We start from the raw sequence: 23,313 nt of genomic DNA on the forward strand, positions 1-23,313 counted from the left end.
GCCATGCTTTACTTAAATGGAAATGACTTGACTGTTCAGGAAGGCTTCGGTACCTTATATAAGTGTTTTATTTTCTTACTGAATGGTATTCCGCCGTATTTTTTTGATAGGAGTTGCTGACATGACGGAAGAAAGAAAAGAAACGTTTGAAGAAGAAGTTAACCAGAGTGAAAGAATAGATGCAGATGAAGAACCGCTATCGAGAATGTCCAGAAAGGCGAGCCGACAAAGCAAGCAGAAGCAAAAACAAAAGCAGAAACCGCACCAGGAACGCGGTGAATCAACTGCTAAAGAAAAGCTTGCGTCTGTATGGGCAGCCATCAACAGATATTGCGGTTTTGCGTTCTCGATTTTAAAATCACCGGCGAAAACCGTCGTGGCGGATGGTTTTTCTCATTATAAGTATGGGCTGATTTCAATGCTTATATTCAGTGTGGTCTTTTCAATCGGGAACTGGTTTCAGTTAAAGGCGAGCTGGAATCGGCCGCTCGGGTTTGGAGAACGCCATCACGCTTTCTATGACGGATTTTTAGTCGTTCTTGTGTATTTGCTCCTCTTTTTCGCGGTAATGGTCTTAGCGGTATGGGCCGTCTCCCGCTATATGATGAAGCAGAAGGTGACGTTCAGAGAAGCGGCTGCCGGTTTGGGTTCATTGCTTGTACCGGTGATTGCTGTTTCAATCCTTTGGCTGATCTTTGCGATCGTGAATATCCCGATGCTGACAGTTCTGTTTACAGTGCTTATCTTGTTTTCGATCTTTTTTATGATGGCGCTGTATGTGCAGCGTCTGTATCAGGCGGCACACGATGCACCGATTGACTATATCTATTGTGTATTTGCTGTGGTTGCGGTAGCGCTGCTGTTTACGGCGGTGACTTGGCCGTTGATTTCTGAGTATTTCACGGCGTCGCTGATTCCGCTTTAATGAAAAAACCGGCTGTTTATAGCCGGTTTTTTTATGTCACACTTTTTACAAATATATCTAAAAAACACAGTTGATTTGTAGGATTAATCCATGTATGATAGGGAAAATGCTGTAAACGTCCAGCGCACAAACCTTTATGTTTAAGGAGGATGATGGACATGGCCGATTTACTTCGCCGAGCGATTAATCGGAAGAAACAATTTTTAAAAACCAAATTACTGCTCTCGGAATTTTATCAGGGAAGAGGGGAACAGCTGGCTGATTATACGCTGAGTGAGCTTGAGAAAGAATACAAGTCCCTTCTGAAAATGAAAAAAGAGATCTGACAATATATGAGAAGAGGTGAGTCTGCTGAAAAGCGGGCTTTTTTGTTTTGATTTTGAAAAGGTGAGAAAGAGGGTAAACTACTACTGTTCAACCTGACAAAGTGTGTCGAAATATTTTCCTTAGGCTTACGGCCGCAACGGATTGTAAACGACTCGTTTCTCTAGTAGAATATGAATGCTTTATGCAAGCTGAAGAGTAGGGGGATGAAATAAAATGATGCAAACCATCTTATCAAATGGGATAGCCATGGTTCTCATAATTCTCATTATTAATATTGTCTATGTGTCATTTTTTACGATAAGAATGATTTTAACGCTGAAAGGCCAGCGGTATTTAGCGGCCGGCATCAGTACGATTGAAATACTGGTTTATGTGACAGGACTGAGCCTGGTGCTCGATAACTTAGACCAGATTCAAAATGTAATCGCGTACGCGCTCGGTTACGGTCTTGGCGTGATTGCCGGCATGAAAATAGAAGAAAAATTGGCGCTTGGCTATATTATGGTCAACGTGATTACGAAGGAGCTTGATCTTGATCTTCCGAAGCAGCTTCGTGAAAAAGGCTACGGCGTGACGAACTGGGTGGCAGGCGGGCTTGAAGGCGACCGCACAGCTCTTCAGATTCTGACACCGAGAAGATATGAACTCCAGCTGTATGATACGATTAAAACACTTGATTCAAAGGCATTTATTATTGCATATGAACCAAAAACAATTCACGGCGGCTTCTGGGTTAAAGCGGTGAAGAAGAGGAGAATTAAAGAATAATGGCAAAGCCGAAGAAGAAAAAGTTTGAAGTGACAGAGCAGCAAACCATTGATGCGGTGCTTCAGCAAATGAAAGAAGAAGGATATCTGCCTGTACGGCGAATGGAAGAGCCTATTTTTATGGAAAAAAAGGAAAATGGGTCAATTCAGATCGTTCCGTGCGGGAAAAAAATCGTATTTGAAGGGAAATTGATCTAAAACACGAACATTAGTAGAATGAATTTTTGTATCGTTCGATAATATCGTTGACATTATCCATGTCCGTTGTTAAGATAAACATGAAATCAAAACACGACCTCATATAATCTTGGGAATATGGCCCATAAGTTTCTACCCGGCAACCGTAAATTGCCGGACTATGCAGGAAAGTGATCGATAAAACTGACATGGATATATCGCAGAAGCGAACGACTGACGATACATGTACCATGCCCGGTTTGTATTGCTTCCTCATAAGTGCAATGCAGAACGGGTATTTTTTATTTTCTGAAAACTAAAGCATTAGAAGGTGGGAACAGAATGCAGCCGCTAGTAGGAATCATCATGGGAAGCACTTCCGATTGGGAGACAATGAAAAACGCATGCGATATTCTTGACGAACTCAATGTTCCGTACGAAAAAAAGGTCGTTTCCGCTCACCGGACGCCTGATTTGATGTTTGAATACGCTGAAACTGCCAGAGAGAGAGGCATCAAGGTGATTATCGCCGGTGCCGGAGGAGCAGCGCATCTGCCGGGGATGACGGCGGCGAAAACAACACTGCCGGTCATCGGAGTTCCGGTTCAGTCCAAGGCGCTAAACGGAATGGATTCACTTCTCTCCATTGTCCAAATGCCTGGAGGCGTGCCTGTTGCGACAACAGCCATCGGCAAAGCGGGCGCTGTGAATGCAGGCCTGTTAGCGGCGCAAATTTTGTCAGCTTTTGACGAAAATCTTGCCCGTAAGCTGGATGAGAGAAGAGAAAATACAAAACAGACGGTGTTAGAAAGCAGTGATCAGCTTGTCTAAACAAATCATCAACCCGGGAGCTGTAATCGGCATTATCGGCGGCGGCCAGCTTGGAAAAATGATGGCTGTGTCCGCCAAACAAATGGGGTATAAAGTCGCAGTCGTTGATCCGGTGAAAGATTCGCCGTGCGGGCAGGTTGCGGATGTCGAAATTACCGCTCATTATAATGATCGTGAAGCGATTCGAAAATTGGCGAAAATCAGCGACATCATCACGTATGAGTTTGAAAACATCGACTATGATGCGCTGCATTGGCTAAAAGATCATGCGTATCTCCCGCAAGGAAGTGAGCTGCTGCTCATTACCCAAAACCGTGAAACAGAGAAAAAAGCAATACAAGCCGCGGGCTGTGAAGTCGCGCCGTACAGCATCGTCAAAACAAAGGATGAACTGAAACAGGCTGTACAGGAGCTTGGGCTTCCCGCAGTGCTCAAAACATGCCGCGGAGGATACGACGGCAAAGGACAATTTGTCATCAAGGAAGAGGCGCAAATTGAGCAGGCTGCCGCTCTTTTAGAGCACGGAACTTGCATTCTTGAAAGCTGGGTTTCTTTTGAAATGGAACTGTCGGTTATCGTCGTCAGATCGGTAAACGGCGAAATTTCAACATTTCCGGCAGCTGAAAACATTCACCACAACAATATTCTTTTTCAAAGCATCGTGCCTGCACGGGTGGAGGAAGGAATTCAGAAGAAGGCTGCCGAGCTGGCCGTTAAGCTTGCAGAAGAGCGTAACCTTGTCGGACCGCTTGCTGTTGAAATGTTCCTGACAGAAGACGGAGAGCTTTTGGTCAATGAACTGGCGCCAAGGCCGCACAATTCAGGGCATTATACGCTGGACCTTTGCGAAACGAGCCAGTTTGAACAGCATATCAGAGCGATATGCGGCCTTCCGCTTGGGAAAACAGATTTGCTGAAGCCAGGCATGATGGTGAATCTTCTCGGCGATGAAGTGAAGCTTGTTGAGGAGGAGCCGGAGCTTTTAAAAGAAGCAAAGCTATATATATACGGAAAACACGAAATCAAAAAAGGCCGCAAAATGGGGCATATTACATTTATGAAGCAACCTGAAGACCACTGGATTCAGGGGATCACAAATAAATGGATGAATAGAGACGGAGGACAAGCAGAATGATCGAACGTTATTCAAGACCTGAAATGTCCGCGATTTGGACGGATGAAAACAGATTTCAAGCGTGGCTAGAGGTGGAGATTCTTGCCTGTGAAGCATGGGCGGAACTTGGCGTCATCCCGAAAGAAGACGTAAAGCTCATGCGCGAGAACGCGTCATTTGACATTAACCGCATTTTAGAAATCGAACAGGACACGCGCCATGACGTTGTCGCTTTTACACGCGCCGTTTCCGAATCACTGGGCGAGGAAAGAAAATGGGTGCACTACGGCTTAACGTCAACTGACGTTGTTGATACTGCTCTTTCTTACTTATTAAAACAGGCAAACGATATTCTGCTCAAGGACCTTGAGAGATTTGTTGACATTATAAAAGAAAAAGCGAAAGAACATAAATACACAGTCATGATGGGGCGCACACACGGCGTACATGCTGAGCCTACAACATTCGGCTTAAAACTTGCGCTTTGGCATGAAGAAATGAAACGCAATCTTGAGCGTTTCAAACAAGCGAAAGAAGGCATCGAGGTTGGGAAGATTTCCGGCGCTGTCGGCACATATGCGAACATTGATCCATTTGTTGAGCAATATGTATGTGAGAAGCTCGGATTGAAAGCAGCACCGATTTCGACTCAAACCCTTCAGCGTGACCGCCATGCTGACTATATGGCGACACTTGCTTTGATCGCGACAAGCATCGAGAAATTCGCAGTGGAAATTCGCGGACTGCAAAAGAGTGAGACACGCGAAGTTGAGGAATTTTTCGCGAAAGGGCAAAAGGGTTCATCTGCAATGCCGCACAAACGCAATCCGATCGGCTCTGAAAACATGACAGGCATGGCGCGCGTCATTCGTGGCTACATGATGACGGCTTACGAAAATGTTCCATTATGGCATGAACGCGATATTTCTCATTCTTCAGCAGAACGGATTATTCTTCCGGATGCGACAATCGCGCTGAACTACATGCTGAACCGCTTCTCTAACATCGTGAAGAACTTAACGGTCTTCCCGGAAAATATGAAACGCAACATGGACCGCACACTCGGCCTTATCTACTCTCAGCGCGTGCTGCTTGCTTTGATTGACACAGGCCTGACTCGTGAAGAAGCCTATGATACAGTGCAGCCGAAGGCAATGGAAGCGTGGGAAAAACAAGTGCCGTTCCGTGAGCTTGTGGAAGCGGAAGAGAAAATCACTTCCCGTCTTTCTCCGGAAAAAATTGCTGACTGCTTTGATTACAACTACCATCTGAAAAATGTTGATCTGATCTTTGAACGTTTAGGTTTAGCATAGAAGAAGCTGTTAGGCGGCTTCTTCTATGCCGCTGCAGTTTGAAAATTCCCAACATTCGGGTTAGGAGGCCTTCCGTGAATATTGTGAAAAAAGAACTTTTATACGAAGGAAAAGCAAAAAAGATCTACAAAACCGATGACGAAAACACGCTGTATGTCGTGTATAAAGACTCCGCCACTGCCTTTAACGGCGAGAAAAAAGCAGAAATCAGCGGGAAAGGGCGCTTAAATAACGAGATTTCAAGCTTAATTTTCAAACACCTTCATGCTAAAGGCATTAACAACCATTTTATCGAGCGCATTTCAGAAACAGAGCAGCTCATTAAAAAGGTAACGATTGTGCCGCTTGAAGTCGTCGTCAGAAATGTTGTGGCAGGAAGCATGTCCAAACGTCTCGGCATTCCAGAAGGCACGGAGCTTGAACAGCCGATTATCGAGTTTTACTACAAGGATGACGCGCTGGGTGATCCGCTCATCACAGAAGATCATATTTGGCTCTTAAAAGCGGCGACTCCTGAACAGGTAGAAACCATTAAGTCCATTACAAAAACAGTAAATGAAGAGCTTCAAACCATTTTTGACGATTGTCATGTCAGATTAATAGATTTCAAGCTTGAATTCGGTCTAGATGCAGACGGGCAAGTGCTTTTGGCGGATGAAATTTCACCTGATACATGCCGCTTATGGGATAAAGACACGAACGAAAAGCTGGACAAAGATTTATTCAGACGCAATCTGGGAAGCTTAACCGACGCATACGAAGAGATTTTCAAAAGACTGGGAGGCATTCATCATGTATAAAGTAAAAGTTTATGTCAGCTTAAAAGAAAGTGTACTAGATCCACAAGGGAGCGCTGTCCAGCATGCCTTGCACAGTATGACTTACAACGAGGTTCAAGATGTGCGCATCGGGAAATACATGGAGCTTACCATTGAAAAATCAGACCGTGATCTTGACGCGCTCGTAAAAGAAATGTGCGAAAAACTTCTTGCGAATACAGTGATTGAAGATTACAGATACGAGGTTGAGGAGGTAGTCGCACAGTGAAATTTGCGGTGATTGTGTTACCCGGCTCCAACTGTGATATCGATATGTATCATGCTGTAAAGGATGAGCTCGGCCATGAAGTGGAATACGTCTGGCATGAGGAAACAAGCCTTGACGGCTTCGACGGCGTGTTAATCCCGGGAGGATTTTCTTACGGCGACTACTTGAGATGCGGCGCTATCGCCCGATTTGCGAATATTATGCCAGCTGTCAAACAGGCGGCGGCTGAAGGAAAACCTGTTCTTGGCGTCTGCAACGGATTCCAGATTTTACAGGAGCTTGGCCTTCTTCCAGGCGCAATGAGACGCAACAAAGATTTGAAGTTCATTTGCCGTCCGGTTGAATTAATTGTGCAGAACGACAAAACATTATTCACATCTTCCTATGAAAAGGGACAATCGATTACAATCCCGGTTGCCCATGGTGAAGGAAATTTCTACTGTGATGACGAAACGCTTGCTTCATTGAAAGAAAACAATCAAATTGCTTTCACATACGGCTCCAATATTAACGGAAGCGTCAGCGACATTGCCGGTGTCGTGAATGAGAAAGGCAACGTATTAGGCATGATGCCTCACCCTGAGCGCGCGGTCGATGAACTGCTTGGAAGCGCCGACGGTCTTAAATTGTTTCAGTCTATCGTGAAAAATTGGAGGGAAACTCATGTCACTACTGCTTGAACCAAGTAAAGAACAAATAAAAGAAGAGAAACTGTATCAGCAAATGGGTGTCAGTGATGATGAGTTTGCATTGATTGAATCCATTCTTGGAAGATTGCCGAACTACACAGAAATCGGGATTTTTTCTGTCATGTGGTCAGAGCATTGCAGCTACAAAAACTCAAAGCCGATTCTGCGTAAATTCCCGACAAGCGGAGAGCGCGTGCTGCAAGGTCCGGGGGAAGGCGCCGGAATCGTTGATATCGGTGATAACCAAGCGGTTGTGTTCAAAATTGAATCACATAACCACCCATCAGCTCTCGAACCTTACCAAGGCGCTGCGACTGGCGTAGGCGGCATTATCCGTGACGTATTCTCAATGGGTGCCCGTCCAATCGCTGTATTGAACTCTCTTCGATTTGGTGAACTGACTTCACCGCGCGTGAAGTACTTGTTTGAAGAAGTAGTAGCGGGAATCGCCGGATACGGCAACTGTATCGGGATCCCGACAGTCGGCGGAGAAGTGCAGTTTGACAGCAGCTATGAAGGAAATCCGCTCGTCAACGCAATGTGCGTCGGATTAATTAATCATGAAGACATCAAAAAAGGCCAGGCGAAGGGTGTCGGCAACACAGTGATGTACGTAGGAGCGAAAACAGGGCGTGACGGAATCCACGGCGCTACGTTTGCTTCTGAAGAAATGTCTGATTCGTCTGAAGAAAAGCGCTCTGCTGTTCAAGTGGGCGACCCGTTTATGGAGAAACTTTTGCTTGAAGCATGTCTGGAAGTCATCCAATGTGATGCGTTAGTCGGCATTCAGGATATGGGAGCTGCCGGTTTAACAAGCTCAAGTGCCGAAATGGCAAGTAAAGCCGGTTCTGGTATTGAGATGAATCTTGACCTGATTCCTCAGCGTGAAACAGGCATGACCGCTTATGAAATGATGCTTTCTGAATCACAGGAACGGATGCTTTTGGTTATCGAACGCGGACGTGAGCAGGAAATCATCGATATTTTTGACAAGTACGATCTTGAAGCGGTTTCTGTCGGACGTGTGACAGATGATAAAATGCTTCGCCTGACACATAAAGGAGAGGTAGTGTGCGAGCTGCCTGTTGATGCCTTGGCAGAAGAAGCACCGGTTTACCACAAGCCTTCTCAAGAGCCTGCTTACTACCGCGAGTTTTTAGAGACAGACGTTCCGGCTCCTCAAATTGATGATGCCAATGAAACGCTGAAGGCCCTCCTCCAGCAGCCGACGATCGCAAGTAAAGAATGGGTTTACGATCAGTATGACTACATGGTGCGGACGAATACAGTTGTCGCTCCTGGGTCTGACGCAGGTGTTCTCAGAATCCGCGGAACGAAAAAGGCGCTGGCGATGACGACAGATTGTAATGCCCGTTATCTCTATCTTGATCCTGAAGTCGGCGGAAAAATCGCTGTCGCTGAAGCAGCGCGCAACATCATTTGCTCAGGTGCAGAACCGCTTGCCGTCACAGATAACCTTAACTTCGGAAACCCGGAGAAACCGGAAATCTTCTGGCAGATCGAAAAAGCGGCTGACGGCATCAGTGAAGCGTGCAATGTTCTCAGCACACCGGTTATCGGCGGAAACGTATCGCTTTATAACGAATCAAACGGCACAGCGATCTACCCGACACCTGTTATCGGCATGGTCGGCTTAATTGAAGATACAGCACACATTACAACACAGCATTTCAAACAAGCGGGAGATCTCGTTTACGTGATCGGTGAAACAAAACCTGAGTTTGCTGGTAGTGAGCTGCAAAAAATGACAGAAGGCAGCATTTACGGCAAAGCGCCGCAAATCGATCTTGATATAGAGCTGTCACGCCAAAGAGCGCTACTTGATGCGATTAAAAAAGGCTTCGTTCAATCTGCGCATGATGTGTCTGAAGGCGGCTTAGGCGTAGCGATTGCAGAAAGTGTCATGACGACGGAAAACCTTGGCGCAAACGTGACTGTTGAAGGAGGGGCAGCGTTATTATTCTCTGAATCTCAATCCCGCTTTGTTGTTTCTGTGAAAAAAGAACATCAAGCAGCGTTTGAAGCAGCGGTGAAAGATGCGGTTCATATCGGTGAGGTAACAGCTGACGGACTTCTGGCGATTCAAAACCAAGACGGACAACAATTGATTCATGCGCAAACGAAAGAGCTTGAGCGCGCATGGAAAGGAGCTATCCCATGCTTGCTGAAATCAAAGGCTTAAATGAAGAATGCGGCGTTTTTGGGATTTGGGGACATGAAGAAGCCCCGCAAATCACATATTACGGCCTCCACAGCCTCCAGCACAGAGGACAGGAGGGCGCGGGAATTGTAGCAACTGACGGTGAAAAACTGACGGCGCACAAAGGCCAAGGCCTGATCACTGAAGTGTTTCAAAACGGCGAGCTCAGCAAAGTAAAGGGGAAAGGCGCAATCGGGCACGTTCGGTACGCGACGGCTGGAGGCGGCGGATATGAAAATGTTCAGCCGCTCCTCTTCCGGTCCCAAAACAACGGCAGCCTGGCGCTTGCCCATAACGGAAATCTCGTCAATGCCACTCAGCTGAAGCAGCAGCTTGAAAATCAAGGGAGCATTTTTCAGACCTCTTCGGACACAGAGGTTTTGGCTCACCTGATCAAAAGAAGCGGCCACTTCACGTTGAAGGATCAAATTAAAAACTCGCTTTCCATGCTGAAAGGCGCTTACGCGTTCCTGATCATGACCGAAACAGAAATGATTGTCGCGCTTGACCCGAACGGGCTTAGACCGCTGTCAATCGGAATGATGGGCGACGCTTATGTTGTCGCATCAGAAACATGCGCATTTGATGTGGTCGGCGCAACGTATCTTCGTGAGGTAGAACCGGGCGAAATGCTGATCATCAATGATGAAGGCATGAAATCAGAGCGTTTTTCCATGAATATCAACCGTTCCATTTGCAGCATGGAGTACATTTATTTCTCAAGGCCTGACAGCAACATTGACGGCATTAACGTGCACAGTGCGCGTAAAAACCTCGGGAAAATGCTGGCTCAGGAATCCGCAGTCGAGGCTGATGTCGTAACAGGGGTTCCGGATTCCAGTATTTCTGCGGCAATCGGATATGCAGAAGCAACAGGCATCCCATACGAGCTTGGCTTAATCAAAAACCGCTATGTCGGCAGAACGTTTATTCAGCCGTCTCAGGCTCTGCGCGAGCAAGGCGTCAGAATGAAGCTATCTGCGGTGCGCGGGGTTGTGGAAGGCAAACGCGTCGTCATGGTAGATGACTCTATCGTCCGCGGAACAACAAGCCGCCGGATTGTCACGATGCTCAGAGAAGCGGGTGCGACAGAGGTGCATGTCAAAATCAGTTCACCGCCGATCGCTCATCCGTGCTTTTACGGCATTGATACTTCCACACATGAAGAACTGATCGCGTCTTCCCATTCTGTTGAAGAAATCCGTCAGGAAATCGGAGCCGACACCCTCTCATTTTTGAGTGTGGAAGGGCTGCTGAAAGGCATTGGCAGAACATACGATGACTCTAATTGCGGACAGTGTCTCGCTTGCTTTACAGGAAAATATCCGACTGAAATTTATCAGGATACAGTGCTTCCTCATGTAAAAGAAGCGGTATTAACCAAATAAAACTTGAAAATGACATAAAGGCAGCGCAGTTCGGCTGCCTTTCTCATTCTGCCCTCGTTCGGGGAGATATTTTGAAAAGCGCCTTAAAGGAGTGAATAGGATGTCTGAAGCATATAAAAACGCAGGAGTTGACATCGAAGCCGGATATGAAGCTGTAAAACGAATGAAAAAACATGTGGAGCGCACAAAACGGCTTGGCGTTATGGGCAGCCTTGGCGGTTTTGGCGGCATGTTTGACCTGTCTGAGCTTTCTTATCAAAAACCTGTTTTAATTTCGGGAACGGACGGTGTCGGCACAAAATTAAAGCTCGCTTTTTCCATGGATAAGCATGACACGATTGGCGTGGACGCTGTTGCAATGTGTGTCAATGATGTGCTGGCACAAGGTGCAGAACCGCTGTTTTTCCTCGATTATTTAGCGGTCGGCAAAGCGGACCCTGTGAAAATTGAGCAGATCGTACAAGGTGTGGCAGACGGCTGTGAGCAGTCAGGTTCAGCCTTAGTTGGCGGCGAGACGGCTGAAATGCCGGGACTATATACAGCTGATGAATACGATATTGCCGGTTTCTCAGTCGGAGTGGCGGAAAAGGACGAAATTGTGACTGGAGAAAACATCAAAGAAGGTCATCTTTTGATCGGCCTGAGCTCCAGCGGCCTTCACAGCAACGGATTTTCCCTTGTCAGAAAAGTGCTTTTGGATGATGCGGAGCTGGATCTTGATAAAACATACGAACCGTTTGACCGCCCCCTTGGCGAGGAGTTGCTTGAACCGACAAGAATTTACGTGAAGCCTGTGCTTGCGGCGGTGAAAAGCGGAAAAGTCGACGGCATGGCGCACGTGACAGGCGGAGGATTCATCGAAAATATCCCGCGCATGCTTCCAGAAGGCTTAAGTGCGGAAATCGATAACGGCTCATGGCCGATCCCGCCAATTTTCTCTTTCTTGCAAGAGTATGGCAAGCTGAAGGAAGAAGACATGTTCAACGTCTTTAATATGGGGATCGGCTTTGTTTTGGCAGTCAAAGAAGAGCATCTGACAGATGTGATCGGAACGCTTGAAAGCCACGGCGAAAAAGCCTATTTGATCGGGCGTGTGAAACAAGGAGAAGGCGTCACATTCGGCGGTGCGGCACTTTCATGAAAAAGTTTGCGGTATTTGCATCCGGAAACGGTTCAAACTTCGAAGCCATCGTCACGCGTTTGAAAGAGGAGAACTGGGATGCGTCCGTATCGCTCCTCGTTTGCGATAAACCGCAGGCGAAAGTCATCGAACGGGCGGAAACGTTCCATATTCCATCCTTTGCATTTGAGCCGAAGTCTTATGAAAACAAGGCCGCATTTGAACGGGCCATTATTGAACAGCTTCGCCTTCATGACGTTGAATTGATTGTTCTTGCCGGATATATGAGGCTGATCGGTGACACGCTGCTTCAGGCATACGGAGGAAAAATCATCAACATTCACCCGTCGCTTCTTCCTGCGTTTCCTGGGATTGATGCAGTCGGGCAGGCGTACCGCGCGGGTGTGAAGGTTGCCGGAATCACCGTGCATTATGTCGATGAAGGAATGGATACAGGCCCGATCATCGCTCAAAAGGCAATCGAAATTGACGAACACGATACATTGGAAACAATCGAACAGCGGATTCACAAGCTTGAGCATAAATGGTATCCGAGTGTGATTAAACAGCTATTAGGATTAAATAACAGAGGTGAAAAGGCATGACCATTAAACGTGCATTAATCAGTGTTTCAGATAAAACAAATCTCGTTCCTTTTGTAAAAGAACTGACAGAGCTTGGCGTTGAAGTCATTTCAACAGGCGGAACGAAAAAGCTTCTTCAAGAAAACGGTGTGAATGTCATCGGAATTTCTGAAGTGACAGGCTTTCCTGAAATTATGGACGGACGGCTAAAAACACTTCATCCGAATATTCATGGCGGTCTTCTGGCAGTTCGCGGCAATGAAGAGCATATGGCGCAGATCAATGAACACGGGATTCAGCCGATTGACCTCGTTGTCGTCAACCTTTATCCATTTAAAGAAACGATTTCTAAAGAAGATGTCACATATGAAGATGCGATTGAAAATATCGACATCGGCGGACCGGGCATGCTGCGTGCGGCATCAAAAAACCATCAGGATGTGACGGTTATCGTTGATCCGGCGGATTACAGCCCTGTGCTGAATCAAATCAAAGAAGAAGGCGGCGTATCACTTCAGAAAAAACGCGAGCTGGCGGCAAAAGTATTCCGTCATACTGCGGCATATGATGCACTGATCGCTGACTATCTGACAGATGTTGTCGGTGAAAAAGAACCGGAACAATTCACTGTAACATTTGAGAAAAAACAATCGCTTCGCTACGGAGAGAACCCGCATCAGGAAGCAACATTCTACCAAAGCGCGCTTCCTGTTAAAGGATCTATTGCGCAAGCAGAACAGCTCCACGGAAAAGAGCTTTCTTACAACAACATTAAAGACGCGGATGCAGCAGTTCAAATCGTTCGTGAATTCACTGAGCCGGCTGCGGTTGCCGTAAAGCATATGAATCCTTGCGGCGTAGGAACAGGAAAAACGATCGCAGAAGCGTTTGACAGAGCGTTTGAAGCAGATAAAACATCTATCTTCGGCGGCATTATCGCGCTGAACCGTGAAGTGGACAAAGCAACTGCAGAGGCGCTTCACAACATTTTCTTAGAAATCATCATTGCGCCTTCATTCAGCCAAGAAGCGCTTGACATCCTGACTGCGAAGAAAAATCTTCGTCTGCTGACGCTTGATGTGACAGCTGCCGTTCAAAAAGAAAAACAGCTGACATCCGTTCAAGGCGGGCTGCTGATTCAAGATTTAGATATGCACGGCTTTGATGATGCAGAGATCAGCATCCCGACAAAAAGAGAGCCGAACGAGCAAGAGTGGGAAGACTTGAAGCTTGCTTGGAAAGTCGTAAAGCATGTGAAATCAAATGCGATCGTTCTCGCAAAAGACAACATGACAGTCGGCGTGGGAGCAGGTCAAATGAACCGCGTCGGATCAGCGAAAATTGCCATTGAACAAGCAGGAGAAAAAGCGAAAGGCAGTGCGCTCGGTTCGGATGCATATTTCCCAATGCCGGATACTGTCGAAGAAGCGGCAAAAGCAGGCGTTACGGCTATCATTCAGCCAGGCGGATCGATCCGTGATGAGGATTCTATCAAAAAAGCGGATGAGTACGGCATTGCCATGGTATTCACCGGTATTAGACACTTCAAACATTAAGGGGATGAAAACGACGTGAATGTATTCATTATCGGTAAAGGCGGAAGAGAGCATACGCTGGCATGGAAGGTGGCGCAAAGCAGCCTCGTTGATACGGTATTTGCCGCTCCGGGAAATGACGGCATGGCAGCTTCCGCACAGCTTGTAAACATTGAGGAAAGCGACCACGCCGGGCTTGTCTCGTTTGCAAAAGAAAATCAGGTCGGCCTGACCATTGTCGGCCCTGAGGTTCCTTTAATTGAAGGTCTGGTTGATGAATTCGAAAAAGCCGGTTTGCGTGTATTCGGCCCGTCAAAAGCCGCTGCGATCATCGAAGGAAGCAAACAGTTCGCTAAGGATTTAATGAAGAAATACGACATTCCGACTGCAGAATACGACACGTTTACATCCTTTGAAGAGGCAAAGGCATATGTGCAGGAAAAAGGCGCTCCGATTGTCATAAAAGCGGATGGACTTGCGGCTGGAAAAGGCGTAACCGTTGCAATGACAGAGGAAGAAGCGATTGCATGTCTGCATGATTTTCTCGAGGATGAAAAGTTCGGTGATGCGAGTGCGTCTGTTGTCATTGAAGAATTTCTTTCCGGCGAAGAGTTTTCTCTTATGGCATTCGTCAAAGGAGAAAAGGTGTATCCAATGGTGATTGCCCAGGATCACAAGCGGGCGTTTGACGGAGACAAAGGCCCGAATACGGGCGGTATGGGTGCTTACTCTCCAGTTCCGCAAATTTGGGAAGAAACCGTCCGCCATGCCGTAGAAACAATCGTCAAGCCCGCTGCAAAAGCAATGGTACAAGAAGGCCGTTCCTTCACTGGCGTTTTGTACGCGGGATTGATGCTCACTGAAACCGGCTCGAAGGTCATTGAATTTAATGCCCGCTTTGGCGATCCGGAAACACAGGTCGTACTTCCGCGCATGGAATCTGATCTGGTACAAGTGCTTCTTGATCTTTTAAATGATAAGGAAGTTGACTTAAGATGGAAGGATACTGCGGCAGTGAGTGTTGTGCTTGCTTCAGAAGGTTACCCGGAAAGCTACGCAAAAGGCACGCCGATCGGCAGCCTTGCAACGGAAACTGAGCAGGTTGTGGTCTTCCATGCCGGAACGAAAGCAGAAGGTGGAGAGTTCGTCACAAACGGCGGCCGCGTCGCCAATGTGACTGCTTTTGATGAAACGTTTGAAGCGGCGAGAGACCGAGTGTACAAAGCCGTTGATGAGATCATCAAGCCGGGACTCTTTTTCAGAAAAGACATTGGGGCACGCGCTTTAAAAGCTGCCCAAAAATAAAGTAGAAAACCCGCAGATTAAGCTGCGGGTTTTTTTATACAAAAGCGGGGTGGTGAGCGGAAGAAGAAAGCACAACCAGCGTAGTCGGTTTTCCATGGGTCATCGAAGCGTCAATAAAATCTTCAAGCGTATGTACCGATTCTGTCACTACTTTTGTCACATAGCTGTACATCCCTGTAATACGGTGGTTCTCAGCCACATCCGGGTGCGCTGCAGCAAAGGCGGCATAGTGTTTGCAGCTTTTCGGCTCCATCAGGATAAAAGCCGTTACGTGCTTGTTTAGTTTTTCGTAACAGATATTCGCGCTGTAGCCGGTAATCACTCCTCTGTCTTCCAGCTTTCTGACACGTTCCGCCGCGCTTGGTGAGCTGAGTCCGACAAGCTTTCCCAGCTCAACCATCGTTAATCTGCCATTTCGCTGCAAGTGCGAGAGAATTTGAAGGTCTGTATCGTCCATTTGTCTGGCTCCTTTACATGTTTAAGCAAATTCGTGAAAATTCCTTTTATCATAAGGTGATGCTGTTGATTTAGCTTAATTGTAGCATATGGATGCCGTCTTATTTTTCTTATAATAAATCCATCAACGGAAGAGGAGGCATCATGTTGCAAGAATTGCAGCGTTCTATCACTTGGATTCAAGGGACGGCATTAACGATTGGGGCCGTATTAGGCTGCGGGATATTAATCCTGCCGTCTGTCACTGCTGACGCAGCCGGTCCCGCTTCTTTATTTGTTTGGGTGTTCATGTCTTTCTTATCTTTTCTTCTTGTCGGCACGCTGGCCCGGCTTGTGAAAATAGCGCCCAGCGCGGGAGGAATCACGGCTTATGTGCAGCTGGCTTTTCAGAAAAAAGCCGGAGCGATTTTGGGCTGGATCATGTTAGGGTCCGTTCCGATCGGCGTTCCTGTCATCGCTTTGACTGGCGCGCATTACGTCAGTTACGTTACAGAGGCTTCGGATTGGCAGATTACTTTAATTGCAGGTTGCATGCTGGCTGTCTCCATTTTGCTTCATATAAGAGGCATTCAACTATCTGCAAACATCAGTACACTCGTCATTTGTGTCATCGTATTTCTGCTTGTCGCTTCTATTGCCGTGTCATTGCCTCACGTCAGGATAGCAGAATTCAAGCCGTTACTTCCGCATGGCTGGTCTGCCGCAGGGTCTGTTTCTGTTATGATTTTTTTCTCTTTTGTAGGCTGGGAAATGATTACCCCATTGGCTGAGGAATTTCATCGCCCTGAGAAAGATGTCCCGCTCAGCTTGTTCTTGGCAGCGGCGTGTGTGGCAGGGCTGTATATCATGCTGTCTTTTGTCACGATAGGGACTCATTCCTATGGAGAGAATGGAGAAATCGCCTCGCTTGCGATGCTTATCTCAAAAGGAGCCGGGGAAAGCGGAGTATATGTAACGGTATGTTTAGCACTGTTTATTACATTCGCCACCATTCACGCCAATATTGCGGGTTTTTCCCGAATGGTATACGCATTAGCGAGAGAGGGGCACATCCCCTTATATTTCGGGAAACTCAGTGAGACAAAACATACGCCTATCCGTGTATTGATAGTGCTGGCCGCAGTGTTTGGCTTAGTGCTTGCGGCGCATGGCTTGTTTCAAATCGATTTGACGGCTCTGTTAAAAGGGCCGAGTGCGGCATTCATTGCCTCTTACATATGTACAATGGCAGCAGCACTGAAACTGCTGAAATGGAGAGATTCAGGCTGGTGGATGGCGCTCGGGGCGTTTATGGCGTGCGCAGTGATTTACACGTTCAGCGGCTGGGCACTCCTTTATCCGGCAGCCTTGGCAGCCGCAGGGTATCTCTATATGAAGACAACGGGATGTCATGAAAAAAAGCTTGATCATGTTTTGTGATCAAGCTTTTCCATTTATCTGTCTTGATGCTCTTGTTCGTTATTTCCGAAAGCGCCGTTTTGAAACATGTAGGTCATAGGGCAGAAGCGCAAGATTCCCGAACCTGCTTTCAAGGCCCCCATAAAGATGTAAAAGAGGTGCATTCTGCACCAAGGCTTTTTCGTAAACTTTGCGCTGGCGGCTGACATAATCGTCAGTCCGCAGGCGATTCTGAAGACGGCATTGATGAGACTGATGTTTGGCTTCATGGAAATCCGCTCCTTTTTACTTGAAAAAGTTTTTTAAATTGAACCTTCAAAAATTTGTAACGTTTTTATCGTGCGTGATGAGTAAGGATGTGATAACATGAGTCTAATACATGTAAAGGAGAGTATGTGAATGTCCGAACGCACCTTTAACTGGAAAAACAAAGACATCAGGGCACAGGTTGATGTTGTAGACTCAAAGCTGCTTCCAACGCTCCTTTTACGGAATGCTCTCGTCTTAAATCCATATGTAAAACAATGGCTGAAAAAAAACATTTGGATTTATCAGGACCGCATTGTTTATGTAGGTCATGAACTTCCGAATAGAGCCGAAGAAATTCATACGATTGATTGTGAAGGAAAATACATTGTGCCAGGGTATATCGAACCGCACGCACATCCTTTTCAAATATATAATCCCCAAACGCTGGCGGAATATGTGTCTCAATACGGAACAACGACATTTGTGAATGATAACTTATTTTTGCTTTTACAAAGCGGAAAAAAGAAAGCGCTTACGATTTTAAATGAACTCAAAAAGCAGCCGGTCCAGTATTTTTGGTGGTCACGCTATGACCTCCAGACCGAGGTTCTGAACGAGGATCACGTTCTTCCGTTTGACGTCAGAAAGCAGTGGATTGAACACCCGGATGTCATTCAAGGCGGAGAAATGACCGGATGGCCTCGTTTGGTAGATGGTGATGATTTAATGCTTCACTGCATGCAAGCTACAAAGAAACAGCGGAAACGTATTGAAGGGCATTTTCCCGGCGCTTCAGATAAAACGCTTACAAAAATGAAGCTGTTCGGAGCGGATTGTGATCATGAAGCGATGACAGGTGATGAAGTGATGAGAAGGCTGGAACTGGGCTACTATGTTTCCCTTCGGAACTCTTCCATTCGCCCTGATGTAAGAAACATATTGCAGGAGCTGCATGAGAAGGGCTTCCGCTATTATGACCACTTCTTTTATACGACAGACGGCGCGACGCCGAATTTCTATAAAGGCGGCATGACAAACGAGCTGATCCGCATCGCGTTAGAAGAAGGAGTTCCGGCAATCGATACCTACAATATGGCATCATTTAATATCGCGAAGTATTACCAAATGGATGACTATTTAGGAGTTGTCGGACCGGGAAGACTGGCATCGCTGAACATACTTGAAGATCCGTTAAATCCGAATCCTGTGACCGTTCTGTCAAAAGGGATTATCCTTCGTGAAGACGGCAGTGATATGAAGGCGTTTACAAAGACGGACTGGAACAAAGGCGGTCTTGTCCCGCTTGAGCTTTCATATGATATGACGATGGATGATTTACAGTTTTCGATGCCGATGGGCGTGAAAATGCGGAATGCGGTCATTATGGAGCCGTATATGATTGAGATCGACAATTCGATGGAGCAGCTCTCGTTTGACCATGATGAAAGTTATTTGACGATGCTTGACAAACATGGGAAATGGCGCGTCAATACGATGATAAAAGGGTTTGCCTCAAGCGTGCAGGGATTTGTGAGCTCCTTTACGACGACGGGGGATATTGTCGCGATTGGAAAAAATAAAGCGGATATGCTGCTCGCTTTCGCTCGCATGAAAGAAATCGGAGGAGGAATTGTTCTTGCGGAAAACGGGAACATTCTGCATGAAATTCCGCTTGCGCTGTGCGGCTGTGCCTCTTCGGAAACGTATGAAGATGTACTTGAGAAGGAACAAAAGCTGAAAGATCTTTTGACTGAAAGAGGCTACGAATTTTGTGATCCCGTCTATACGCTGCTCTTTTTGCAAAGTACACACCTTCCGTATATACGTATTACGCCGAGAGGAATCTTCGACGTCATGAAAAAAACTGTACTCTTTCCATCGATAATGCGTTAAAATATAAAAGAGCGGGGAGCCGACATATGAAAAAATGGATGACAGTTTGCGTGCTGTGTTTCGTGTTTTTTCTGCTTGTATCCTGCCAGCAGAAGGATGCTGTCCCTGATTCTGCAAAGAAGCCGAAAGCTCCTTTGACGGGACTGGCGACTGAACAGAAGGTGACTGAACGCCGGCCTGTTGCTGTTGTGGTGAACAATCACCCGAAGGCGAGGCCGCAGTCAGGACTGTCTAAAGCCGACATTGTCATAGAAGCGCTTGCCGAAGGGCAAATTACAAGATTTCTGGCCATTTTTCAAAGCCAGATGCCTGAAACTGTCGGCCCTGTGCGGAGCGCGCGGGAATATTTCGTCACTCTCAGCAATGGCTTTGACAGCATATTTGTCCATCACGGCTGGAGTCCCGGCGCCAAAGAGCAGCTGGAATCCGGAGCTGCCGATTATATTAACGGATTGGATTTTGACGGAAGCTTATTTTGGAGAGCCGATTTCAGCAAACCGCCCCACAATTCCTACACGTCTTATGATTACATAAAAAAGGCGGCGGAACAAAAGGGATATAAGCTGAAGCAGAAAACAGATCCGCTGCTGTTTCAAACATCAGAAGCAAAACCTGTAAATGAATCTTACAATGTTCGGGTAGATTATGGAACAAAGAACGTTACAAATCTTGTCGAATACAACTATGATAAAAAAGCTGAAGCTTATAAAAGAAGCTCTGATGGTGTCATAACGACAGACCGGGAAACCGGAAAGCCGGTTGCAATGCAAAATATTTTCATTGTTGAAGCCAGCCATCATACTATTGATCAAGATGGAAGGCGGGACATCGATCTGGAATCAGGGGGGAAAGGTCTGTTGTTTCAGCACGGAAACGTCATTGAAACAGACTGGAAACAAGTAAACGGAAGAATTGTGCCGGTAAAAGACGGCAAATGGCTGCCGTTTGTGCCAGGAAAGACTTGGATTAATATCGTGCCTGATCTCGATGCGGCTTCCATTAGTAAAGGAGAAGGTGTGTAACGATGCAAATCGATAAATTACGCGGCAAAGAGCTGGACCAGTTATTCAACTCGATCTTATCGCTGAAAGACCTGGAGGAATGTTACCGGTTCTTCGATGATCTTTGCACAATTAACGAAATTCAATCGCTGGCTCAGCGCCTTGAAGTGGCGCGCATGCTTCGCGAAGGAAACACGTACCATAAGATTGAAACAGAAACAGGCGCTTCCACAGCTACGATTTCCCGTGTGAAACGCTGCTTAAATTACGGTAATGACGCTTATGAAATGGCGCTTGACCGTGTGAAGGAGACGGAAACAGAGTCTTCTTCGAAATAACAAAGAACCGCCCTGCCGTTCGGCAAGGGCGGTTTCTTTATGAAACAAATTGGTGAATGAGTTTGTCGATGTCGACGATGCTGCCATCCTCTTTTCGATAGACAACATGCTCTTTGGAAAAGTGGATCGGCGAATTAATGCCGGCTGCGGCAGCGAGGTTAAACAGCCCCTCGCGCAGCGAAATGACGTAGTTGCAGACACGGTGCTGCTTTTCCTCGACGCTTAGTGCTTTTTGCAGTTTGGGATCTGTTGTCGCCACACCTGCCGGACAAGTGTTGGTGTGGCATACGAGAGCGCGGATGCAGCCGACCGAAAACATCATGCCGCGTGCAATGTTAACAAAGTCAGCGCCGAGGGCTAAGGCCACCGCGATTTTGTCAGGAGTCAGGAGCTTTCCGGAAGCAAAGATTTTCAGCTGGCCGCGCAAGCCGTATTGTCTAAGCAGCGTATCAACAATAGGCAGGGCTGTCATAATCGGAAGGCCGACTGTGTCAGCGAGCTCATAAAAGGAAGCGCCGGTACCGCCTTCGCTCCCGTCGATCGTGATAAAATCTGGATGCTTTCCGCTTTTCTTCATATAAGAAAAAAGCTCGTGTAATTCGTCAGGATGGCCTGCGACAAGTTTGATTCCGACTGGCTTTTGCCCGACATTTCTAAGCTTTTCAATAAAGTCGAGCATGTCAGGAACGCTTGAAAATTCATGAAAGCGGTTCGGACTGTCAATCGACTTCCCGGGTTCAACATTCCGTATGTCTGCCACTTCCTCTGATACCTTGGCGCCATCCACATGGCCGCCGCGGGTTTTGGCTCCTTGCGCCAGCTTTAGCTCAAACGCTTTAATTTGGTCAAGCCTGCTTTTTCTTTTAAACTCCTCCCATGAAAATTCCCCATTTCTTTTGCGTACGCCAAAAAGCCCCGGCCCGATTTGGCAAATGATATCGGCGCCTCCCTTTAAGTGATACTCAGACAATCCCCCTTCACCGGTATTCATCCAAGTGCCGCCTGCCTGATGAAGCCCGTTTGAGAGCGCCGTAATCGCCCGTTCTCCAAGGGAACCATAGCTCATGGCAGACTGGCCGACTAATCCCTTTACATAAAAAGGCTGCTCGCATGTATGCTCGCCGATCACTTGCACATCATCAGGGTGGAGAAAATACGGATCGGCCTTGATGTGCTCGGCGTGTTCCTTGCGTTTGAACAGATTGTCAGCATCGAGTTGATAGATTTGGGTTTCAATTTTAGGCGTTTGGTTTACACGCAATTCTTCTTTTTGTTTCGGAAACAGAGCGTTACGGATAAAATAGCCCGGTTTGTCAAAATCTCTTACAGATCCAAAGCCCATCATTCTGCTTTTGTATTTGCCTGAGATGACGGTTTGCTCATATTCCTTTCGTGAAAAGGGTTGCTCCTCATTGTCATTGCTGTATAAATACTGCCTGAGCTCCGGCCCGATTTTTTCAAGGATATACCGAAACCTTCCGATCACAGGATAGTTGCGGAGGATCGAATGCTCCTGCTGTTTTTCATCCTTTATGTAGATCCAGACAAACAAAATGATGGGGATGGCAATGATCCCGATGATAAATGCGATGAGTGCAATGATGATGGTTTCCATCTGTCAGCCTCCCTTTTTTATGTAATCATTTCCACAGTTGAACGCTTTCCAAACAATAACAGTTTGGACGGAAGAAATTACAGAAACTCTTTTGGGGGACTTACAGCACAGGTGCTTCCGCATGTCATACGAATGCTCATGAGCGCTCTCTTTTTTTATGAATAAAGAATCAAAACACCTTTTTCAGTGAATAACGAGATTAACGGCTTTTTCCGTTTTTCCGTGCTATGTGAATTTGTTATAATGTTTAAATGGTAACAAACGAATGGAGGAACGTATGACGTGTACGATGTAACGGAGTGGAAGCATGTCTTTAAACTCGATCCAAATAAAGATTTGCCTGATGAACAGCTGGAGATTCTTTGTGAATCAGGAACGGATGCGGTCATAATCGGAGGAAGCGATGGTGTGACAGAGGACAATGTCCTGCGGATGATGTCTAAGGTGAGACGGTTTTTAGTGCCGTGTGTCCTTGAGGTGTCAGCGATTGAAGCGATCGTTCCCGGCTTTGACTTATATTTTATTCCGAGTGTATTAAATAGTAAAAATGCGGACTGGATTGTCGGAATGCACCAGAGAGCCATGAAGGAATTCGGAGAACTGATGTCTATGGAAGAAATCGTGGCGGAAGGCTACTGCATTGCAAATCCGGATTGCAAAGCCGCGGCATTGACTGAAGCGCAAGCCGATCTGAGTATTGACGATATTGTCGCCTATGCGCGTGTGTCTGAGCTGCTGCATCTTCCGATTTTTTATTTAGAATACAGCGGCGTGCTTGGAGACATAGAAGCCGTGAAGAAAACGAAGGCTGTATTGGAAACGTCCACCTTGTTTTACGGCGGCGGCATCAAGGATGCGGAAACGGCAAAGCAATATGCAGAGCATGCCGACGTGATCGTTGTAGGCAATGCGGTGTATGAGGATTTTGACCGGGCTTTGAAAACAGTAGCGGCTGTGAAAGGCGAGTAGTAAATTGTACGGATTTGGTTTATGATAGAACATATGTTTTGTATAGGCGGG

At 46.7% G+C, this 23,313-nt stretch carries 24 protein-coding genes and 1 riboswitch; of the genes, 21 read left to right on the top strand and 3 right to left on the bottom strand.

What is annotated here, in order from left to right:
* The first annotated feature begins 121 nt into the window (after nucleotides 1-121).
* From LWH95_RS07450 to purD, 16 genes are all read left to right on the top strand, one after another.
* Nucleotides 122-925 carry a hypothetical protein gene (locus LWH95_RS07450; RefSeq protein WP_232919248.1) on the top strand — a complete coding sequence of 268 codons (804 nt, stop codon included), beginning with the start codon at nucleotides 122-124 and terminating at the stop codon, nucleotides 923-925.
* Between the two features lie 158 nt (nucleotides 926-1,083).
* Nucleotides 1,084-1,251 (top strand): Fur-regulated basic protein FbpA, encoded by a 168-nt coding sequence (locus tag LWH95_RS07455; protein ID WP_004397726.1) that lies wholly within the window; start codon nucleotides 1,084-1,086, stop codon nucleotides 1,249-1,251.
* Between the two features lie 214 nt (nucleotides 1,252-1,465).
* On the top strand, nucleotides 1,466-2,020 hold the full coding sequence (locus tag LWH95_RS07460; RefSeq protein WP_004397724.1) for a DUF2179 domain-containing protein: 555 nt from the start codon (nucleotides 1,466-1,468) through the stop codon (nucleotides 2,018-2,020).
* Nucleotides 2,020-2,217 (top strand): NETI motif-containing protein, encoded by a 198-nt coding sequence (locus LWH95_RS07465; protein WP_003219403.1) that lies wholly within the window; start codon nucleotides 2,020-2,022, stop codon nucleotides 2,215-2,217. The genes LWH95_RS07460 and LWH95_RS07465 overlap by 1 nt, the downstream gene beginning before the upstream one ends.
* A gap of 79 nt (nucleotides 2,218-2,296) precedes the next feature.
* A riboswitch (purine riboswitch) is annotated at nucleotides 2,297-2,398 on the top strand.
* 140 nt (nucleotides 2,399-2,538) lie between these two features.
* Entirely contained in the window at nucleotides 2,539-3,027 is a 489-nt protein-coding gene (purE, locus tag LWH95_RS07470; protein WP_232919249.1) for a 5-(carboxyamino)imidazole ribonucleotide mutase, read from the top strand.
* Nucleotides 3,020-4,162, top strand: coding sequence for a 5-(carboxyamino)imidazole ribonucleotide synthase (gene purK, locus LWH95_RS07475; RefSeq protein WP_232919250.1), 1,143 nt, complete (start codon nucleotides 3,020-3,022; stop codon nucleotides 4,160-4,162). Before purE ends, purK begins: the two co-directional genes overlap by 8 nt.
* The gene (gene purB, locus LWH95_RS07480) at nucleotides 4,159-5,454 is read left to right on the top strand and encodes an adenylosuccinate lyase (RefSeq protein WP_019257664.1); all 1,296 of its coding nucleotides are present in this window, start codon (nucleotides 4,159-4,161) and stop codon (nucleotides 5,452-5,454) included. The genes purK and purB overlap by 4 nt, the downstream gene beginning before the upstream one ends.
* A gap of 74 nt (nucleotides 5,455-5,528) precedes the next feature.
* Nucleotides 5,529-6,254: a phosphoribosylaminoimidazolesuccinocarboxamide synthase gene (gene purC / locus LWH95_RS07485; protein WP_004397718.1), complete on the top strand. Its 726-nt coding sequence runs from the start codon at nucleotides 5,529-5,531 to the stop codon at nucleotides 6,252-6,254.
* The gene (purS, locus tag LWH95_RS07490; RefSeq protein ID WP_003155758.1) at nucleotides 6,247-6,501 is read left to right on the top strand and encodes a phosphoribosylformylglycinamidine synthase subunit PurS; all 255 of its coding nucleotides are present in this window, start codon (nucleotides 6,247-6,249) and stop codon (nucleotides 6,499-6,501) included. The genes purC and purS overlap by 8 nt, the downstream gene beginning before the upstream one ends.
* Nucleotides 6,498-7,181, top strand: coding sequence for a phosphoribosylformylglycinamidine synthase subunit PurQ (purQ, locus tag LWH95_RS07495; protein WP_004397716.1), 684 nt, complete (start codon nucleotides 6,498-6,500; stop codon nucleotides 7,179-7,181). Before purS ends, purQ begins: the two co-directional genes overlap by 4 nt.
* Nucleotides 7,165-9,393 carry a phosphoribosylformylglycinamidine synthase subunit PurL gene (gene purL / locus LWH95_RS07500; RefSeq protein WP_232919251.1) on the top strand — a complete coding sequence of 743 codons (2,229 nt, stop codon included), beginning with the start codon at nucleotides 7,165-7,167 and terminating at the stop codon, nucleotides 9,391-9,393. The genes purQ and purL overlap by 17 nt, the downstream gene beginning before the upstream one ends.
* Entirely contained in the window at nucleotides 9,369-10,799 is a 1,431-nt protein-coding gene (gene purF, locus LWH95_RS07505) for an amidophosphoribosyltransferase (RefSeq protein ID WP_060398068.1), read from the top strand. The genes purL and purF overlap by 25 nt, the downstream gene beginning before the upstream one ends.
* A 100-nt stretch (nucleotides 10,800-10,899) precedes the next feature.
* The gene (gene purM / locus LWH95_RS07510) at nucleotides 10,900-11,940 is read left to right on the top strand and encodes a phosphoribosylformylglycinamidine cyclo-ligase (RefSeq protein WP_060398069.1); all 1,041 of its coding nucleotides are present in this window, start codon (nucleotides 10,900-10,902) and stop codon (nucleotides 11,938-11,940) included.
* Nucleotides 11,937-12,524, top strand: a complete 588-nt coding sequence (gene purN, locus LWH95_RS07515) for a phosphoribosylglycinamide formyltransferase (protein ID WP_019257668.1) — start codon at nucleotides 11,937-11,939, stop codon at nucleotides 12,522-12,524. The genes purM and purN overlap by 4 nt, the downstream gene beginning before the upstream one ends.
* Nucleotides 12,521-14,059, top strand: a complete 1,539-nt coding sequence (gene purH, locus LWH95_RS07520; protein WP_232919252.1) for a bifunctional phosphoribosylaminoimidazolecarboxamide formyltransferase/IMP cyclohydrolase — start codon at nucleotides 12,521-12,523, stop codon at nucleotides 14,057-14,059. The genes purN and purH overlap by 4 nt, the downstream gene beginning before the upstream one ends.
* A gap of 15 nt (nucleotides 14,060-14,074) precedes the next feature.
* Nucleotides 14,075-15,343, top strand: a complete 1,269-nt coding sequence (purD, locus tag LWH95_RS07525) for a phosphoribosylamine--glycine ligase (protein ID WP_232919253.1) — start codon at nucleotides 14,075-14,077, stop codon at nucleotides 15,341-15,343.
* A 34-nt stretch (nucleotides 15,344-15,377) separates the two neighbouring features.
* On the opposite strand, the gene LWH95_RS07530 is transcribed toward purD, so the two are convergent.
* A complete protein-coding gene (locus LWH95_RS07530; RefSeq protein WP_232919254.1) occupies nucleotides 15,378-15,800 on the bottom strand; it encodes an Lrp/AsnC family transcriptional regulator in 423 nt (140 codons plus the stop codon).
* A 143-nt stretch (nucleotides 15,801-15,943) separates the two neighbouring features.
* Here LWH95_RS07530 and LWH95_RS07535 point away from each other — a divergent pair, with 143 nt between their 5' ends.
* Entirely contained in the window at nucleotides 15,944-17,218 is a 1,275-nt protein-coding gene (locus tag LWH95_RS07535) for an APC family permease (RefSeq protein ID WP_232919255.1), read from the top strand.
* 14 nt (nucleotides 17,219-17,232) lie between these two features.
* Here LWH95_RS07535 and LWH95_RS07540 read toward each other — a convergent pair whose 3' ends face one another.
* On the bottom strand, nucleotides 17,233-17,466 hold the full coding sequence (locus LWH95_RS07540; protein ID WP_133488827.1) for a YgaP family membrane protein: 234 nt from the start codon (nucleotides 17,464-17,466) through the stop codon (nucleotides 17,233-17,235).
* A 130-nt stretch (nucleotides 17,467-17,596) separates the two neighbouring features.
* On the opposite strand from LWH95_RS07540, the gene LWH95_RS07545 reads away from it, so the two are divergent.
* The 3 genes from LWH95_RS07545 to LWH95_RS07555 are packed head-to-tail and all read left to right on the top strand — an operon-like array spanning nucleotide 17,597 to nucleotide 20,678.
* Nucleotides 17,597-19,339 carry an adenine deaminase gene (locus tag LWH95_RS07545; protein ID WP_232919256.1) on the top strand — a complete coding sequence of 581 codons (1,743 nt, stop codon included), beginning with the start codon at nucleotides 17,597-17,599 and terminating at the stop codon, nucleotides 19,337-19,339.
* A gap of 26 nt (nucleotides 19,340-19,365) precedes the next feature.
* On the top strand, nucleotides 19,366-20,361 hold the full coding sequence (locus tag LWH95_RS07550; RefSeq protein WP_232919257.1) for a DUF3048 domain-containing protein: 996 nt from the start codon (nucleotides 19,366-19,368) through the stop codon (nucleotides 20,359-20,361).
* Nucleotides 20,362-20,363: 2 nt separating this feature from the next.
* Nucleotides 20,364-20,678, top strand: coding sequence for a YerC/YecD family TrpR-related protein (locus LWH95_RS07555; RefSeq protein ID WP_003219429.1), 315 nt, complete (start codon nucleotides 20,364-20,366; stop codon nucleotides 20,676-20,678).
* A 37-nt stretch (nucleotides 20,679-20,715) separates the two neighbouring features.
* On the opposite strand, the gene LWH95_RS07560 is transcribed toward LWH95_RS07555, so the two are convergent.
* Complete coding sequence (locus LWH95_RS07560) at nucleotides 20,716-22,293, bottom strand: FMN-binding glutamate synthase family protein (protein WP_232919258.1); 1,578 nt, start codon at nucleotides 22,291-22,293, stop codon at nucleotides 20,716-20,718.
* Nucleotides 22,294-22,575: 282 nt separating this feature from the next.
* Here LWH95_RS07560 and LWH95_RS07565 point away from each other — a divergent pair, with 282 nt between their 5' ends.
* Complete coding sequence (locus tag LWH95_RS07565; protein WP_003240137.1) at nucleotides 22,576-23,262, top strand: heptaprenylglyceryl phosphate synthase; 687 nt, start codon at nucleotides 22,576-22,578, stop codon at nucleotides 23,260-23,262.
* Nucleotides 23,263-23,313 lie beyond the last annotated feature (51 nt).

This window comes from Bacillus sp. G16 (assembly GCF_021282335.1).
GTDB lineage: Bacteria > Bacillota > Bacilli > Bacillales > Bacillaceae > Bacillus > Bacillus inaquosorum.

Excerpts from the sequence above, each read along its gene's own strand:
- LWH95_RS07450 (WP_232919248.1), top strand. The coding sequence starts at position 122 with ATGACGGAAGAAAGAAAAGAAACGTTTGAAGAAGAAGTTAACCAGAGT.
- LWH95_RS07455 (WP_004397726.1), top strand. The coding sequence starts at position 1,084 with ATGGCCGATTTACTTCGCCGAGCGATTAATCGGAAGAAACAATTTTTA.
- LWH95_RS07460 (WP_004397724.1), top strand. The coding sequence starts at position 1,466 with ATGATGCAAACCATCTTATCAAATGGGATAGCCATGGTTCTCATAATT.
- LWH95_RS07465 (WP_003219403.1), top strand. The coding sequence starts at position 2,020 with ATGGCAAAGCCGAAGAAGAAAAAGTTTGAAGTGACAGAGCAGCAAACC.
- purE (WP_232919249.1), top strand. The coding sequence starts at position 2,539 with ATGCAGCCGCTAGTAGGAATCATCATGGGAAGCACTTCCGATTGGGAG.
- purB (WP_019257664.1), top strand. The coding sequence starts at position 4,159 with ATGATCGAACGTTATTCAAGACCTGAAATGTCCGCGATTTGGACGGAT.
- purS (WP_003155758.1), top strand. The coding sequence starts at position 6,247 with ATGTATAAAGTAAAAGTTTATGTCAGCTTAAAAGAAAGTGTACTAGAT.
- purL (WP_232919251.1), top strand. The coding sequence starts at position 7,165 with ATGTCACTACTGCTTGAACCAAGTAAAGAACAAATAAAAGAAGAGAAA.
- purF (WP_060398068.1), top strand. The coding sequence starts at position 9,369 with ATGCTTGCTGAAATCAAAGGCTTAAATGAAGAATGCGGCGTTTTTGGG.
- purM (WP_060398069.1), top strand. The coding sequence starts at position 10,900 with ATGTCTGAAGCATATAAAAACGCAGGAGTTGACATCGAAGCCGGATAT.
- purN (WP_019257668.1), top strand. The coding sequence starts at position 11,937 with ATGAAAAAGTTTGCGGTATTTGCATCCGGAAACGGTTCAAACTTCGAA.
- purH (WP_232919252.1), top strand. The coding sequence starts at position 12,521 with ATGACCATTAAACGTGCATTAATCAGTGTTTCAGATAAAACAAATCTC.
- LWH95_RS07530 (WP_232919254.1), bottom strand. The coding sequence starts at position 15,800 with ATGGACGATACAGACCTTCAAATTCTCTCGCACTTGCAGCGAAATGGC.
- LWH95_RS07535 (WP_232919255.1), top strand. The coding sequence starts at position 15,944 with ATGTTGCAAGAATTGCAGCGTTCTATCACTTGGATTCAAGGGACGGCA.
- LWH95_RS07540 (WP_133488827.1), bottom strand. The coding sequence starts at position 17,466 with ATGAAGCCAAACATCAGTCTCATCAATGCCGTCTTCAGAATCGCCTGC.
- LWH95_RS07545 (WP_232919256.1), top strand. The coding sequence starts at position 17,597 with ATGTCCGAACGCACCTTTAACTGGAAAAACAAAGACATCAGGGCACAG.
- LWH95_RS07550 (WP_232919257.1), top strand. The coding sequence starts at position 19,366 with ATGAAAAAATGGATGACAGTTTGCGTGCTGTGTTTCGTGTTTTTTCTG.
- LWH95_RS07555 (WP_003219429.1), top strand. The coding sequence starts at position 20,364 with ATGCAAATCGATAAATTACGCGGCAAAGAGCTGGACCAGTTATTCAAC.
- LWH95_RS07560 (WP_232919258.1), bottom strand. The coding sequence starts at position 22,293 with ATGGAAACCATCATCATTGCACTCATCGCATTTATCATCGGGATCATT.